Origin of the sequence: Rhodococcus marinonascens NBRC 14363 (assembly GCF_001894885.1) — a bacterium.
Classification (GTDB): domain Bacteria; phylum Actinomycetota; class Actinomycetes; order Mycobacteriales; family Mycobacteriaceae; genus Rhodococcus_F; species Rhodococcus_F marinonascens.
Window position 1 is genome coordinate 65,789 of record NZ_BCXB01000009.1, and the last position, 15,401, is coordinate 81,189.

The following is a 15,401-nucleotide window of genomic DNA, read 5'->3' on the forward strand; positions in this document are numbered from 1 at the left end:
GATGACAGCACACACGACACCCACCGACGGTGTGTACACCGAACATGACGTCGCCCGCAGGGTTCACGAGGCACCGAAACAGGCCGGGGTACCGGGTAGCGAGATCGCGGCCGCCCAGCACCGGTCGGACTTCACCCGTGATCGTGCACGCGTTCAGCACTCGGCCGCACTCCGCAGGCTCGCCGACAAGACACAGGTGGTGGGCCCCCGGGACGGCGACACCCCCCGTACCCGGTTGACGCATTCGATCGAGGTCGCTCAGATCGGCCGGGGGATCGCGGACGGTCTCGGTTGCGATTCCGATCTGGTCGACCTCGCGGGACTCGCCCACGACATCGGTCACCCGCCCTACGGTCACAACGGCGAGAAGGCGCTCGACGAGGTAGCGGAGAACTGCGGTGGCTTCGAGGGAAACGCTCAGAATCTACGCATCCTCTCCAGCCTCGAACCGAAGGTGCTCCACGCCGACGGAAGCAGTGCCGGGCTCAACCTGACCCGGGCGTCGCTGGACGCGGCGATCAAATATCCGTGGACGAGACCGCGGCCGGGTGCGAAGTTCGGCGCCTACGACGACGACGCGGACGTGCTGGCCTGGATTCGGGAGGGTGCACCGGAGGGTCGCCAGTGCCTCGAGGCGCAGGTGATGGATTGGGCGGACGACGTCGCCTATTCCGTTCACGACGTCGAGGACGGCGTGATCGACGGGCGAATCGATTTGCGTTCGCTCGCGGACCCGGGGGATCGCCGGGCGCTTGCCGAGTTCGGTGCGGCGGAGTTCTGGGGACTCGACGTCGAGGAACTCGTCGAAGCGGGGCGGCGGTTGAGCCTCCTGCCCGTCATCGCGCGGGTGGACGGAAACTACGACGGTGGGCTCACCAGTTCGGTGGCGCTGAAGAACCTGACCAGCGAGCTGGTCGGGCGGTTCGCGAACGCAGCGATCGTCGGGACCCGTGCCGTCCACGGCGGGAAGCCGCTCGCCCGCTACGCCGCAGACCTGGTGATCCCACCGGTCGTCGCAGCGGAGGTGGCGCTGCTCAAGACCTTCGCGCTCAACTACGTGATGTCCGATGCTGCGCACAGGGCCAGGCAGGAGCGTCAACGCGACCGGGTGCACCGGGTTGCCGAGTGGCTGTTCGCGACCGCACCCGCCGGTCTCGACCCACTGCTGGTTCCCGACTGGAACGCGGCAGTCGACGACGCCGCACGCATCCGTGTGGTCGTCGACCAGATCGCCTCCTACACCGAGAGTCGACTCGAACGGGTCGACAAGGCCAGCCTCGGTGCCCAGGCCAGCTGGGGGTAGCGAACCGTATATCCGATCCGCCGGGATCGCGAACCGCCGAACCACCTAACCGCTGTTCGCGAGTCGGAAGTTCGGGCGCGCGGACAACGCCTACACTGTCTGCCGTGGCTGGCAGAATCCCTGATCGTGACGTTGCGGCCATTCGTGAGCACACTCGGATCGAGGACATTGTGGGGGAGTACGTCTCCCTGAAGCGTGCCGGCGGTGACTCCATGAAGGGGCTGTGCCCCTTCCACGACGAGAAGTCGCCGTCGTTCCACGTCCGGCCCAACCACGGGCATTACCACTGCTTCGGGTGCGGTGAGGGTGGAGACGTCTACTCGTTCCTCCAGAAGATCGATCACGTCAGCTTCGTCGAGGCCGTCGAGCAACTCGCCGACCGGTTGAACTACACCATTTCGTACGAGGGCGGCGGCACTTCGGTGCAGCGAGACCGCGGCACCCGGGCGCGTCTCGTGGCGGCCAATGCGGCTGCTCAGGCGTTCTACGCGGCACGGTTGCAGGAACCCGACGCGCAGGCGGCCCGCGACTACCTGACGGAACGCAATTTCGACGCGCAGGTCGCGCAGCAGTTCGGCTGCGGATACGCGCCCGACGGCTGGGACATCCTCACCAAGCATCTGCTGGGGAAGGGTTTCGAAGTCAAGGAACTCGAGGCTGCAGGCCTGTCGAGAGAAGGGCGCCGCGGCCACATCGACCGGTTTCACCGGCGATTGCTTTGGCCCATCCGCAACCTGTCCGGCGACGTCATCGGCTTCGGCGCGCGCAAGTTGTTCGACGATGACACCATGCCGGGAAAGTACGTCAATACCCCGGAAACCATGCTGTACAAGAAGTCTCAGGTGCTGTTTGGGCTCGATCTCGCGAAGCGGGACATCGCGAAGGGGCATCAGGCCGTGGTCGTCGAGGGCTACACCGACGTCATGGCGATGCACCAGGCTGGAGTCAAGACCGCCGTTGCTGCCTGCGGCACCGCGTTCGGCGACGACCACCTCGCATTGCTGCGCCGACTGTTGATGGATGACAGTTACTTTCGTGGCGAGATCATCTACACGTTCGACGGCGATGCGGCCGGTCAGGCCGCGGCGATGAAGGCGTTCGAGGGTGATCAGAAGATGGCCGGGCAGACCTTCGTAGCCGTTGCGCCGGAGGGAATGGACCCGTGCGAACTCCGGCAGAAGTCCGGGGACGTCGCCGTCCGCGACTTGGTGGCGCGCCGCACCCCGATGTTCGAGTTCGTGGTCAAGTCGATGCTCACCGAGCACGACCTCGAGACCGCAGAGGGCAGGGTCGAAGCTCTACGGCGCACGGTGCCCGTCGTCGCCCAGATCAAGGAACCGACGCTGCGCGACAGTTACGCCGTCCAGTTGTCCGGTTGGGTCGGGTGGGACGACATTGCCGCGGTCAGGCAGCGGGTGCGCGACGAGGCACGCAAGCGCGCGTCTACGCGCGGTTCCATGCCGGCGCCGCCGCGGAAGAAAACGGCCCGAGACGGCGAGGCGGACGCCCCGCAGTTGCCGGTCGGACTGTCGCGGCCCCGGCCGAACGATCCGACGCTCTGGGCGCAGCGAGAGGCGCTCAAAGGCGCGTTGCAGTATCCCTCGATCGCGGGAACTGTGTTCGATTCGCTCCCGGCGGAGACATTCACCCACCCCGCCTACGTCGTGATCCGTGAGTCGATGATCGCCGCCGGCGGCACAAGCGCAGGTCTGGGGGGCGCCGAATGGGTTGATGCCGTCAGCCGGGGCGTCGAGGACGTCACAGCAGCGTCGCTCGTGTCGGAACTCGCCGTCGAGCCGTTGCCTGCGGAAGAAGACACCGTCCCTCGGTACATCTCCGGTGTGATCGCACGCCTGCAGGAGGTGTGGGTGGGTGAGCAGGTAGCCGAACTCAAGTCCAAACTGCAGCGGATCTCGCCCGCAGCGGAGTCGGATGAGTTTCACTCCCTGCTCGGCGACCTCGTCGCCCTCGAGCAATACCGGCGGAGCCTGCTCGACCAGGCGATCGGCGATACCACCCGTGACGGGATAGCCGGCTGAGCAGGCCTACTTCCTTTTCAGCTGATCCTGCGGAACGAGGATGGTCGTTTCCTCGTTGAGCGGCTTCATTGGCTCGAGCTTGGGTTGCGTGTTCAGGGAGTCGGACAGCTTCTGGCGTGAGAGTTGCAGCACCTTCTTCGTCGCCGGACTGTTCGCCACTGCTTTGGACGCTCGGCTGATTTGTTCGTAGCGCGCACGTCCCGCGCGCGTGCCCAGCACGTACCCAGCAGCGATACCGATCAGCAACCGCATCATTCCGCTTCCTCCCGACGAACGACAACCTTCTCCCATCCTGCCTGATGCGTCGACAGGCAGGCGATTTGGTATTGAGGTAGGGCTATGCGCTACAGTTTCTCTCGCATCGCCGGGAACGGTGAAGCGCAGCAGAATAATCCCCTGTAGCTCAATTGGCAGAGCTTCCGACTGTTAATCGGACGGTTGCTGGTTCGAGTCCAGCCGGGGGAGCATCGAACGGCCATCCTACCTGCAAATACAGGTGGGATGGCCGTTCCCATACCTACGATTCGGCCTTCGCGTCACGCTTTCGACACGGATAGGCCTCCTATGCCTGATCTGCCAACTGGTCGAGCACTCTCGTCAAGTCGGGAGCCTCATAGGTGCGTTCGATGTAGTGCCGTTCGGTTACAGCGGTTCCTGAGTGGCCAAGCTGACTGGCTGCATCCTTTGCACTGCTTTCGCGGTCGATCAGTGTCGCCACCGTCTTGCGGAAGCTTCGTGGCGTCACCCACTTGAAGGTCTCACCCCGTGCGTCGCGCCACTGGCGTCCGAGATTGTGGGGATCGCGCAGCGTTCCGGTGCTGGACGGGAAGATCACGTCGAAGTCGTTCGCCGTCGCGTTCATCTTTACCCGCATCATTGTCTCGACCGCGAACATGGGCAGCATGACGCTGCGCCTGCCGGCGTGTGTCTTGGGATGAGCCTGACGCACCAACCCCTCGCCCTTTACGCGCACGATCGTCCCCGTAATCGTCAACCGTGGAGGAGATGCAGCAAGGTCCAGATCTGCCCACCGCATAGCCAGGACCTCGCCGGGACGGGCGCCGGTGGCCAGGAGGATATCCACGACATCGAGCAGGCCCTGAGTGCGCTTCTGCCCCCCGATCTGTCTTGGCTCCCGCCCTTCCATGGCCGCGCCCGTCTGCCAGAGCCTCACGTGCTCGCGCAGCGCCTTCAGCTCATCGAGTGTGATCGCACGGACCTCGTGGGGTGCTGACTGCAGCTTCCCGACCTCCCGTACCGGATTTGTGGCAATGGCGTCATGGCGTACGGCCATGCTGAGCATCCCAGTTAGTGCGACCTTCATTGTCTTGGCCTTCGCGGGGTGGTTCGCGGCGACTTCCTTCAGGAGGCGGTCTATGCGGGACGTGGTGCACTCGCGGAGTCGAAGTCCGCCGATACTTCCCTTTATTGTCAAGGTTCCAGGCTCGGCCTTTGGAGACGGTTCAATCTGGTTCCGGTACTGACTGATGCTCTGGTGGCTCAGCTGGCCCGCCATGGAGATTTCGTCAAGCCACAAGTCCGCAAGTGTTTCGAGTCTCATGTCGCGATTGATTTCGTCGCCGCTCAGCGCAGTCCGATCTCTGATCGCACGCTTGAGACGTGCCTCCGAATCGCTCGATGACTTCCCGAATGCCTGTACTGGCCTCGTCTGGCCGTCGTGGTCACGAAATCTCGCGGACGCACGCCAACTGCCGTTCGTCTGCTTCCTGGTCGCGACCTTTCCGTAGGTGCCAATCTCGAGTGGGTTACGAGGCATCCGCGCCGCCCGCTGCCTCACCGTGTGGCGTTCGATCCGGATCCCGTCCCAGTTCGGGTACCGCAGCGAGTAGGAGTGAGCCGATTACCTGCAGGAAGTGGTCGTTGGGCGTACTCGCTCGGGCCGCCGGGGAATTAGCGAGGGCGACGGGAAGGTACTTGGAGAAATCACCTCGGTCAACGCCGAGCTGCTCGAGGATGCCAACGACTTCATGGAGTGGGAGGTTGGTGAAGATGGTCTCGATGAGCATCTCGAACTCGAGTCGATGACCAAACTCCCCGCCGATCAATCTTGACTGCAGCATGCGGGTGCAGTTGAGCTGCCCGCGAACTGTGATCAGCTGGTCCTCAATCTGGAGTTGGCGAAATTCCAGGTCGGAAGTCTCCGCCCTCAGCCGTGCGATCACGGAATCGAGGGGATCGACGGGCTCGAGAAGCGTCGAAATGCTCGTATCCAGCACACGAGTCAGCATGGGTGTCTCGTTGAGACGGACGGGCCTCGTACCAGCTTCGACCTTCGACAATGTGCCTTGTGACCAATTGAGGCCAGCCTCGCGTAGTTCTCGTGCAAGGTCGCCCTGGCTCATGCCAAGAGTGTTCCGTCTCCTCTGGATCGTCCGCCCGATCTCGTCATCTGGGATCTCTGCCATGACAGAAGGGTATCGCATATCGAGTTGGAATGTCTATCCAATACTGATACGGTATAAACTGACAAGCCATCGCAGAACGTTGTGAAATACTGATTGGATTGTCATCGCATATCGAGCATTCAAGCAAGGAGACACATGACCATCACCGCGCGAAACCGTTGTGACCTCGCAACCCCGGTCGACCTCGCTCGCTATCTCCAGCGTCCCGTGCAGACGCTGGCGATGTGGCGTGCCAGGAGGAAGGGTCCCCGCTTCATCAAGTTGGAGAACGGGCACATCCGCTATAGGTGGAACGACATCGATTCATGGCTCGACGCGCAAGTCGAAGGGGTTGCGGCATAGAAACATGGTCGAACCGACTGGACCAGATCAAGCGATGCACCTTGACGACTGCATCGATCGGTATCATCACGGAGTATCGAAGGAAACACCAAATCAAATGCTGCACAGTCCAACAACGAAAGGCATGGCTTGCACCGTCCATGCCAATGAACAGAAAAGCGCCCCGCGGGAACGAGACGCTTCTCACCAACTCAGTCGCTACCAAAACGCTGATAGTCGAAATCGTACCGCAGACTCCGAGGATGCGACCACGGACGCAGCTGATCGCTTACTGTTGGCGGCATTTCGATACGGCCGTTTTCGTCTGGCTGCGCACTGTTCGGTGTGCAATAGCCGGCTCGTGGCTCCCACTTCTGTGAGCTGGCACGTGGGTCGGCGTTGCGCAGCCAAGCTTGAGGCTGGGACGGAGTGACACCACTCGACACCGCAGAGGCTTTCTACCGCCGCTACGCGGTCTTTCCTACCACCCACCACTACGCCGCACTTGCGCTATGGGTTGCCCACACCTATGCAACAACGGCATTCTTTACAACACCGCGACTGTTTCTAGATTCTGCGGTTCCAGCGTCCGGGAAGACCCGCACACTGGAACTCATCGAGCTGACGGCGTTCAATCCACTACTCGCGTTCTCGGCGTCGTCCGCTTCAATCATGAGAATCATCGATGCGTCCGACCCCCCGCGAACAGTCATGTTCGATGAGATCGACACACTCTTCGGGCAGGGTACATCGAGCCAGGCTCAAGAGATTACGGCGGTAATCAATGCTGGATACAAGCGTGGGGCGGTCGTGCCTCGCTGCGTTGGTGACGGAGGCAACATCAGTGTTGTTGAGTTGAAGGCTTTCGGGCCAGTCGCTCTGGCTGGCTTGCATTCGAATGTGCCGGAAGCGACCCGGAGTCGATCGATTCACTTCCGGATGCAGAAGCGCAAGCCCTCTGAAAAGCTGGAGCCGTTCTATCGACGGGACGCGGAGGCGCTGATTGCTCCGGTTACAGAAGAATTTGCTTCGTGGCTCACACCACACCTTGATAGCCTCGCGCATGCACGACCGCAAATGCCAAAGGGGGTGGAGGATCGACCTGCGGAAATCTGGGAGCCACTGCTAGCGATTGCCGACCTTGCTGGTGGTGAATGGCCTCGGCGTGCACGAGAGGCGTGTCGTCATTTTGTTTTTTCGGATACTGGATACTCGAAGCCGGTTGGGCTCGAACTTCTTTCGGATATTCGATCGGTTTTCGGCGAGCAAGATCGAATGTCCTCTGGCGATTTGGTGACCGCCCTCCTTGGGTTACCAGACGCAGATTGGCGTGTCTACAAGGGCGGATTCCTCACGCAGTCGACGCTGTCTCGTCTTCTTCGACCGTTCGACGTCCGCTCCAAGACGATCAGGACCGCTGGGGGCACGGCTAAGGGGTACTCGGTCGCCGGGGACTTCGGTCTGGGAGAGGCGTGGGACCGTCATCTGCGACCAGATGATGGGGAATGTGAGCCCCCCGCATACTCAGAACCCGTAACGCCCGGAACATCCGTAACTAGGCAGGTCGGAGTGGGTGAGGCTGTTACGGCCAGTGTGACGCCTCCCCGAACTGTTACGCCTGTCGCAACGCTAACCGTAGCGGAGAACATGCCCTCTAGCGGCAGCGTTACGCCTGTTACGCCCGTTACGGCTCCTGAGGATGCGGAGAAGATTTCCCCGGTCCAACAGTTGTTGGATGAGCAGTATCCAAGCGCATCGAGTATTGCATGATCGAGTGCGGGCAGTGCCAGCTGAACCCCTGTGCGTGCCGTTACGCGACGAAGTTACTCAAAGGCGGCCAATGGGCCGACAGAGGAGCTGAAGCGGCTGCGATGGGTAGAATGCAACTACCCATCGTTGATGGGCAGCAAACGTACCACTACTCAACGTGCCCATGCCTTAGGTGCTTTTCCATACGATCGAGTACCTTTTCGGCCTACCCGAATGCGTTGCTGCTTCCTAATCCGCCTGAAAGGTCGACGTATATCACCGGCCCCCAAGGTGTAGAAATAGGTTCTGCACCCGCCTGTTCGAAGGGGTGTGCGTTCGCAAAGTAGGCACTGGGTCCGCAGAGGATGGGGAGTTGAAGGCGGGTAAGGCGAACGGTTGCAGATCTTCGCAGCCGTTCGCCCCACCGCAAGCAGTTCGCTGGCTGGCCTAGGCATCTTCACGTCCGTGCCGGTGATCTCGATCCGGGCAGACGCACTTCTGTGAGCCCGGACGGATTGAGGTGGCGGCCAACCCGTCGCCGGTGTTGGCCATGACCAACCCGCGTTGGAGTTCGGCGAGCACCGAGAGCATCCCGTACATGGCGCGGCCCTCGGCGGTGCGGATGGCGCGATGCCACGACGCAGGGACACACGGACGCGGAACTCAGCGGCCGTAGGGGCGATCCGGCAGCGGATTAGTTGTGTCACTGTCCCACGTCACGCGTTGATCCTTTGATGCGCCGACGACTTCGAGCGTGGCCTCTGCTGCGACCGCGATGCTTGCTTCCGTCGACGCCCCAACATATGTCGACATCAGATCGATATCTGTCGCCACACACCAGGCCCGGTCTGCAGGCCACCACATGTTGGGGCCGTGCCCCTGGAATGTGTTCACCGCTGCTCGGGGGTTGAGGGAGGAGATGACCGCCCTCGCCGCCGAACACACCGAGGTACTCGACCGGTGGCGCCAGGAGATCGAGGCCGCCGAGACCGAGCACCGGCGACACGGTGGCCGAACAGCATCAACTCATCGAATCCCTACGCACCCGGAACACCGACCTCGGTGAGGAAAACACCCAGATCCGCGGCGAAGCCGACCGGGCCGCCGCCGCAGCCACCGCCACCGCCACCGCCACCGCCACGATCACACTCCTCGAATCCGATCTCGATCAGGCACGTGCCGCGATTGAGCCGGAGAGGGCGCGCGGCGACCATATCCGAGACGAACTCACCGGCGCGACAGCCGAACTCGCCACCCCTCACGCACACACCGAGGCCGCCCGGGAACGAGTCGAGGAATTACGCACGGACCTCGCCGAAGCCCGCAACCGCACCACCCGGCCGGCGGGTAGGAGGCCCAAGGGCGGGGTGGAATGACGCCCGAATGTCGGGGCGGGAGGCCGCCCCTGGGCGCAGTTCCGAGGGAGGTCGCGTGGGGTGTAGCCCGCCGGCTACGAGGTAGCCGGCTCCCGGTATGGCCTACCGACATGCCCACCGCAACCGCGGCGTCCCGACTGGTCAGTCCGTTGGCGACTTCACGCCAGAACTGCCGTTCGACCTCCGGCCGAAGCGATGGCGCGCCAGGCGACTTCATCGGCGACCTGCCCGTCGGCTCCTTCATCCATCCCGCTGGCCTTCCCATCAACACCTCCACGATCGAGGTGTTGCGACAACCGGTCGAACCTGCCCAGTACCGATCGTGCTGTTTGGTGTTAGAGTCCCCGATTGTCCATATCCGTCGGATAAAGAAGGCAATGCGGGAGGGAGCGATGAATGACCCGTTCGCAGTTACCTTTCAGAAATTTCCAGGAAGTAGGTGCATCTTGAATCACAGTTCATGGCAAGGACATCGGACGGGCGCCGCGCGTTTCTTCGGAGCCGTCGCGGTAGCGGCGACGCTCACGGTTACCGGTGCAAGCATAGCCGGCGCAGCTCCGTCCGTTGCCCCGTCCACCACCGAAGAAGCGGCCGAATCCGCTCCGGCGTCGGAATTGCCCGCAACGTCCGTTGCCCCGTCCACCACCGAAGAAGCGGCCGAATCCGCTCCGGCATCGGAATTGCCCACAACGTCCGTTGTGCCGACCGAAACGCCTGAGGACCAGGCTGAAAAAAGCTCTTCCGCGCTGGAGGCCCTCGCCGCCCTCACCAATACGGTTCGGTCCAACGCTACCGGGGCGTGTTTGGACGACAGTTCATTCGGACTCCGCGCATTACCGTGCAACGGACTCACTTATCAGCGGTGGAATTTGATCCAGTTTGATCATATTGCACAGTTTGAGATACAGAGTTTGTCCACTGGGCGGTGCCTTGATGACAGCACCTTCGGTCTACGAACTGTCGACTGTAATAACCAAAGTTATCAGAGGTGGGCCATATTCAGCAAAACAGGCGGCGTGGAGATCTCGAACCGGGCCACTCTTAAGTGTCTCGATGATAGCGGCCTCGGACTTCGCGCCATCGCCTGCAATGATGGCCAGTTCCAAAAATGGGGCATTACTCCATCCTAGAAGCGGCGAGTCCGACCCGACCTTACGTCACTGGCCATGGCCCGGCCAATGGTTCATAGCTGGACAGCCATGGCTCAGCGCACTCCCCGTTCGACTTGAAACGGAAATCGGTTCCACATTTTCGTCTGACCACCGAGGCGAGATGCATGAGTATGCACTGGTCGGCACAATCCGCCCTGAGGTTCCGGAGATTCAACCGTTGGATCGGCAATCCAAGCCGCCGATGAATCCCAGCATGTAATGCCAGGGACGGCGATCACAGTAGTTCGTAGGAATTCTTGAAAGGAATGGGTGCATGAATCGCAATTCACAACGAGAACACGAGTCCAGGCAAGGCCATCGGACGGGCGCCGCGCGTTTCTTCGGAGCCGTCGCGGTAGCGGCGACGCTGGCGGTTACCGGTGCAAGCATAGCCGGCGCAGCTCCGTCCGTTGCCCCGTCCACCACCGAAGAAGCGGCCGAATCCGCTCCGGCATCGGAATTGCCCACAACGTCCGTTGCCCCGTCCACCACCGAAGAAGCGGCCGAATCCGCTCCGGCGTCGGAATTGCCCACAACGTCCGTTGTGCCGACCGAAACGCCTGAGGACCAGGCTGAAAAAAGCTCTTCCGCGCTGGAGGCCCTCGCCGGTCGCATCAATACGGTGCAGAACCGAGTCACCGGGGCATGTTTGGACAACAGTTCATTCGGACTCCGCGCATTTTCGTGTAACGGCCTCGATTTTCAGCGGTGGAACTTCCTGTTTACTGATGATCTTGTTTATGTGGTGCAAAATTTGTCCACTGGACTGTGCCTTGATCACAGCACTCAGAACGGTCTACGGGCCCTCGGCTGCAACACTGGTAGTGTTAGTCAGCGGTGGGTCGTTATGGACCTAGGTAACGGCATTCAGTTCCAGACTGTGCTAAACAACAACTGTCTCGATGACAGCGGCCTCGGGCTTCGCGCAATCAGCTGCAATGGCGGCCAGTACCAACGCTGGAACCTCTATTAATTCGGACGAATCGAACGTTCGGACCGAGTGTAAATCAGGATAGATCCCGAATGGTGGGAACCGACCTTAACAGGGGTCGGCTCCCACCATCGCTCCGTGTGCTCGATCATCGCGACCAGTACTCCTGCACGGTAGTGGTCAAGGCGTCACGGGCGGGGGCGGCGACCGTTGACGGCGGCGTAGTTGATTCCCTGCGCTCCATCCATCGACGCCCGTCTTGTGATTGAGGCTCAAAGATCCAGTAGTCGGATCAGTCAGCAACCGGGCCATTCTTCGTAGCGATCGGCGTCACGTGTAACAGGGAACCGCAAATTCTCGGGACCTGGACCGTTGACGGCTCAGCGACTTCCGCCGCTCGTATTGAAATAGAAAAGTGGCCCACGGGTGCCGTCTGGGTGCCTCGGCGAGATGCACGAGTATGTGCTGGGCTTCCGATCCGCCATGAGGTTGCGGAGGTTCAACCTTCGGATCGCCGCCCCAAGTCGCCCGCGAATTCCAGAAGGTCCTTCCACGAACTCAATGCCTGGAACCGGTTCCGATCGAACGTAGTGGCGCGCAATGCCTGGAACCTGTTCCGATCTATCGTTGTGCTCCATGCCTCATGGTATCAACTCCATCTCGGAGGGCCTGGCTCTTCTCATACAGCCGCCGCCCGGACACTTTTCGACGCAACCGCTGGGATCAGATCCGCGCGAGAATGTCTGTCGTCTCACCTCCGAGCGTGTAGCCGTAGATCTGTACGGTGTACTTGTCGGCATCGGCCCAGGTCTTACCAGCTATTGTGGCCCGATCCTCCGCTGTCGCCCATGCGCGCTTCCCGTAGACACATCCTGACCAGCCTCGAATTGAAATAGGAGAGGGGTCCGCACGTGCCGTCCCGGGTGCCTCGGCGAGATGGGCGAGTACGTACTAGGCTTCCGATCCACCATGAGGTTCCGGGGGCTCAGCCTTCGAAGCAGTGACCCAAGCCGCCTCGAATCCCAGAAGGCCCTTCGATGAACTCCAAGCCGGGAACCGGTTCCGATCGAACGTAGTACGCTATTTTAACTCCGAGCGGTGAAGTCGATATGTTGTGCCTACAGAGGTTGAACATTCCCAGGCCTCGGCCGTACAAATCCAAGTCTTCCGAACTTTCGAGGTTGCACACATGGCAGGGTGGGGACAAGTAGTAGAAAAGCTTGCCTGCAGCGCAGCTGGGTGCGAAAGGCCTTCTGCTGTTCGTGGGTACTGCCAAATGCACTACAAACGGATACGGGCAGGACGCCTGGTCGAGGAGTCCCGACAAGTCGGGGATGCCGACGGTTTCGGCAACTACGGGGTAATCGATGAAACGGCTGATGGTTTGCTGTGCCACGAGTGCGGAGCCCGTGCGCGTGGACTTGGCGTGCATGTGTACAAGCAGCACGGTATGACCGCTCGCGAATACAAAGTGCAGCACGGGTTTCCAGTCCGTAAGAGCCTGTTGCCGATCGATACTCAAGAGCTGCTGGCAGCGAAAGCGCGCGAACGCGTCGGTACACGGGGCTGGCAGAACCTGGTGGACGCCCGGAACCCCATCGCCGCCGCAGCGGCGCGGACGCCGTCGTCGTTCAATCGAACGGGCGCATCAGCTCTCGCAGCAGGAGCTGTCGCAGCAATGAACGGGAAGCGGACCCGAAAGGGCATAGTCCGAACCTGTCCCATCTGCGGAGCGTGTTGGTGCCCGCTACCCCCTGCTGGCTACAAACGCAGAACATGCTCAGCTGAGTGCTGGAGTACGCTCTTGTCTCAGAAGCGGCGCAGCCGATAAACTTCCGTCGGACGCTCTCCCGATCGGGCCGATCATCGAGCGGGGCTACGACGTCGGCGCTCTCGGTGCCGCGATGGCCGGTCACGCACGACCGTAGCGGCCGTGCGTGACCGGCGAGTTGCGCCATCGGGTCGTCCGGGTTCGAGGAGTCGATGTGGATCGGGTCCGCGCAGGTTCCGTACCCCGATCCCGCGTTCGCGCAGGTCGTGGATCAGGTTCAGGGTGTCGCGCACATTCCGGCCGAGCCGGTCGAGGGTGTGGACGACGATGACGTCGCCGTCGCGGGCGTACTCGAGCAGTGCGGTCAGCCCGGGGCGGTCGGTGGTGGCCCTGGACTTGCGATCGACGTAAATCCGGTCCGCCGCGATACCGGCCGCGGTGAGGGCGTGGAGCTGCCGATCGAGGTCCTGTTTCGTCGTCGAGACACGCGCGTCTCCCAGCTACACGCCGCCGAGCGTATCGAAAGTTGTGGCCGTAGCATTTTTTCGACATACGGTTTCGGAATGAACTCCTGTGGGGGAGTGATCGATGGTAATGGGTCTTAAAAACGATCCATTAGTGAGAATCAGTTACGAAGCGACGGCGTGCGAGTCCATGCTGGCAGGCCTCGCCGACAAGCGTCTTGTAATCCCATCTCAAAACAACTAGTCTCACATTCATCGTTTTGTCGGGATTATGAGATGGAGGTATTGCATGGCGGTAGTCGGATATGCGCGAGTGAGCACCACTGAACAGAACCCGCAGCTTCAACTCGATGCACTTGAGGCATCTGGCGCAGTGCGGGTGTTTATCGATCACGGCGTCTCGGGTGCCAAGACATCGCGTCCGCAACTCGACGCCGCCCTTCAGTACCTACGCGAAGGCGACGTGCTCTCCGTGTGGAAGCTCGATCGCCTGGGTCGCAACACCCAGCACATTCTGGCCTTGGTCGACGAACTGCACGCCCGTGGTGTCGGATTCCGGAGCGTCACCGAAGGGTTGACCACGGAGGGGCCGATGGGCCGGGCGATGCTGACCGTAATGGCTGCATTCGCCCAGCTTGAGCGGGACACTTTGATCGAGCGTACTCGGGCAGGTCTGGCTGCCGCCGCTGCGAACAACCGCAGAGGTGGCCGCAAGCCCAAGCTCAACGATGCGCAGGCCGCCCGCGCCCGTGAGCTGCGTGAGAAGGGGATGACCGCTGCTGAGGTGGGGAAGTCGATGGGAGTATCACGTGCGACGGTGTACCGGTACCTTGGCGATGACAAGTCGGCCACGCACGCAGAGGCAGTCAGCGAAGCGTCGCTGCGAGTCGCCGAAGTGTCTGCTGAATTGAATCGGCGGCTAAGCTAGGCGCGCCGTCTCAGCGTGCAGCCTGGATGAGGTGGGGGCTTCGTATTTCTGCATCGCCACGCTGATGGAATGCTCAATCCTCACGGGCATTCCACCTCAGCTCGTCCAGTATCCGCTTCATCTCGGCTCTATCCTCGGGGTCATTGCCAACCCTTTCAGCATCGGCGCGCAATGTCTGCCAGAATTCCTCCCTTTGGGACTTTGCGTGTTCTGGGTCGTTGACCAACAATGAGAACGTCCGAATCAACCGCCACAGACGGTTAGGGACTAGCCATGCTCCATGCTTCCCGGATTCAATCAATACCGGCACCTGCTCCTCGTCGACTTGCCGGATTAGTTGCCCGAGGTCCGATGACTCGTTGGTGAGCTGTCGATTCGGCTCGGAAGATTTCTCGACGACCCCGTCCAAGAGTCGGTCTCGCTCGTGATTCTCGTCATTCAGCATGTTGTCAGTATTGCGCTCGGGACTCGTCGCAGCGAGTCCATCGGACTGCGAATTTGGGCAGGTCCCACAAGGGCGATAGCCGTGCCCGCCTAGAAGAATGCAAAATCGGGCCCCAATGTCTGGGTGCCCCGATGGCTGACGAGACCGTGGATCCCCCCCGGGGGGGGGCACCCCGCCTCGGGGTCGCATTGCTGTGCGCAGCGCTCAGTGGATCGCGGTGTGTACGGGTTTTGAGGAAAAAGGTTGCGATCGTTGGTAGGACCAGTCGGAGTGTCTTGTCGTGCGCAGGTCAAGCTTGCGCGGGGGATTCGGCGGAGACGGGATCAGCGTACTTGCCTGGAAGCGAGTCGAATCGGCGCTACCGCGAACACGGTGCTTTCCGAGCGACATTCCGTTTGCGTGATGGCTGGCCGCGGCTGTATGTCGCGAGTTCGGCCACGCCGGCACTCGGTGAAACCGGCGATCTACGGTGAGGATTCGCGAGGCGACTCGATGAC

Annotated in this window: 15 protein-coding genes and 1 tRNA gene; 9 read left to right on the plus strand and 7 right to left on the minus strand. The window is 61.6% G+C overall.

Annotated elements, in window-relative coordinates:
- Position 1: 1 nt before the first annotated feature.
- Together RM2_RS08490 and dnaG are read left to right on the plus strand one after the other, a co-directional pair.
- Complete coding sequence (locus RM2_RS08490; protein WP_072688394.1) at positions 2–1,303, plus strand: deoxyguanosinetriphosphate triphosphohydrolase; 1,302 nt, start codon at positions 2–4, stop codon at positions 1,301–1,303.
- A gap of 104 nt (positions 1,304–1,407) precedes the next feature.
- Complete coding sequence (gene dnaG, locus RM2_RS08495) at positions 1,408–3,342, plus strand: DNA primase (protein WP_072688395.1); 1,935 nt, start codon at positions 1,408–1,410, stop codon at positions 3,340–3,342.
- A 6-nt stretch (positions 3,343–3,348) separates the two neighbouring features.
- Here the strand turns inward: dnaG and RM2_RS08500 are convergent, their stop codons facing one another.
- Positions 3,349–3,597 carry a hypothetical protein gene (locus RM2_RS08500; RefSeq protein WP_072688396.1) on the minus strand — a complete coding sequence of 83 codons (249 nt, stop codon included), beginning with the start codon at positions 3,595–3,597 and terminating at the stop codon, positions 3,349–3,351.
- Between the two features lie 137 nt (positions 3,598–3,734).
- On the opposite strand from RM2_RS08500, the gene RM2_RS08505 reads away from it, so the two are divergent.
- A tRNA-Asn gene (locus RM2_RS08505) sits at positions 3,735–3,807 on the plus strand.
- 97 nt (positions 3,808–3,904) lie between these two features.
- Here RM2_RS08505 and RM2_RS08510 read toward each other — a convergent pair.
- Entirely contained in the window at positions 3,905–4,777 is an 873-nt protein-coding gene (locus RM2_RS08510; protein WP_169846691.1) for a site-specific integrase, read from the minus strand.
- 331 nt (positions 4,778–5,108) lie between these two features.
- On the minus strand, positions 5,109–5,768 hold the full coding sequence (locus RM2_RS08515) for a helix-turn-helix domain-containing protein (protein WP_072688397.1): 660 nt from the start codon (positions 5,766–5,768) through the stop codon (positions 5,109–5,111).
- A 135-nt stretch (positions 5,769–5,903) separates the two neighbouring features.
- Here RM2_RS08515 and RM2_RS08520 point away from each other — a divergent pair, with 135 nt between their 5' ends.
- Together RM2_RS08520 and RM2_RS08525 are read left to right on the plus strand one after the other, a co-directional pair.
- On the plus strand, positions 5,904–6,110 hold the full coding sequence (locus RM2_RS08520; RefSeq protein ID WP_072688398.1) for a helix-turn-helix transcriptional regulator: 207 nt from the start codon (positions 5,904–5,906) through the stop codon (positions 6,108–6,110).
- Positions 6,111–6,518: 408 nt separating this feature from the next.
- A complete protein-coding gene (locus RM2_RS08525) occupies positions 6,519–7,859 on the plus strand; it encodes a DUF3631 domain-containing protein (protein ID WP_072688399.1) in 1,341 nt (446 codons plus the stop codon).
- A gap of 426 nt (positions 7,860–8,285) precedes the next feature.
- On the opposite strand, the gene RM2_RS25095 is transcribed toward RM2_RS08525, so the two are convergent.
- Together RM2_RS25095 and RM2_RS23820 are read right to left on the minus strand one after the other, a co-directional pair.
- Positions 8,286–8,438, minus strand: a complete 153-nt coding sequence (locus RM2_RS25095) for a hypothetical protein (RefSeq protein ID WP_245813783.1) — start codon at positions 8,436–8,438, stop codon at positions 8,286–8,288.
- A gap of 63 nt (positions 8,439–8,501) precedes the next feature.
- A complete protein-coding gene (locus tag RM2_RS23820; protein WP_139277699.1) occupies positions 8,502–8,732 on the minus strand; it encodes a hypothetical protein in 231 nt (76 codons plus the stop codon).
- 113 nt (positions 8,733–8,845) lie between these two features.
- Between RM2_RS23820 and RM2_RS23390 the strand changes: the two genes are divergently transcribed.
- From RM2_RS23390 to RM2_RS08545, 3 genes are all read left to right on the plus strand, one after another.
- Positions 8,846–9,214 (plus strand): hypothetical protein, encoded by a 369-nt coding sequence (locus RM2_RS23390; protein ID WP_139277700.1) that lies wholly within the window; start codon positions 8,846–8,848, stop codon positions 9,212–9,214.
- Positions 9,215–9,324: 110 nt separating this feature from the next.
- A complete protein-coding gene (locus RM2_RS23825; RefSeq protein ID WP_139277701.1) occupies positions 9,325–10,344 on the plus strand; it encodes an RICIN domain-containing protein in 1,020 nt (339 codons plus the stop codon).
- Positions 10,345–10,639: 295 nt separating this feature from the next.
- Complete coding sequence (locus RM2_RS08545; RefSeq protein ID WP_084721693.1) at positions 10,640–11,338, plus strand: RICIN domain-containing protein; 699 nt, start codon at positions 10,640–10,642, stop codon at positions 11,336–11,338.
- A gap of 1,821 nt (positions 11,339–13,159) precedes the next feature.
- Here the strand turns inward: RM2_RS08545 and RM2_RS25100 are convergent.
- Positions 13,160–13,567 (minus strand): recombinase family protein, encoded by a 408-nt coding sequence (locus RM2_RS25100; RefSeq protein WP_245813796.1) that lies wholly within the window; start codon positions 13,565–13,567, stop codon positions 13,160–13,162.
- 253 nt (positions 13,568–13,820) lie between these two features.
- Between RM2_RS25100 and RM2_RS08560 the strand changes: the two genes are divergently transcribed.
- Positions 13,821–14,459: a recombinase family protein gene (locus RM2_RS08560; protein ID WP_084721695.1), complete on the plus strand. Its 639-nt coding sequence runs from the start codon at positions 13,821–13,823 to the stop codon at positions 14,457–14,459.
- A gap of 73 nt (positions 14,460–14,532) precedes the next feature.
- Here RM2_RS08560 and RM2_RS08565 read toward each other — a convergent pair whose 3' ends face one another.
- Positions 14,533–14,904: a hypothetical protein gene (locus RM2_RS08565; RefSeq protein ID WP_072688403.1), complete on the minus strand. Its 372-nt coding sequence runs from the start codon at positions 14,902–14,904 to the stop codon at positions 14,533–14,535.
- Positions 14,905–15,401: the final 497 nt, after the last annotated feature.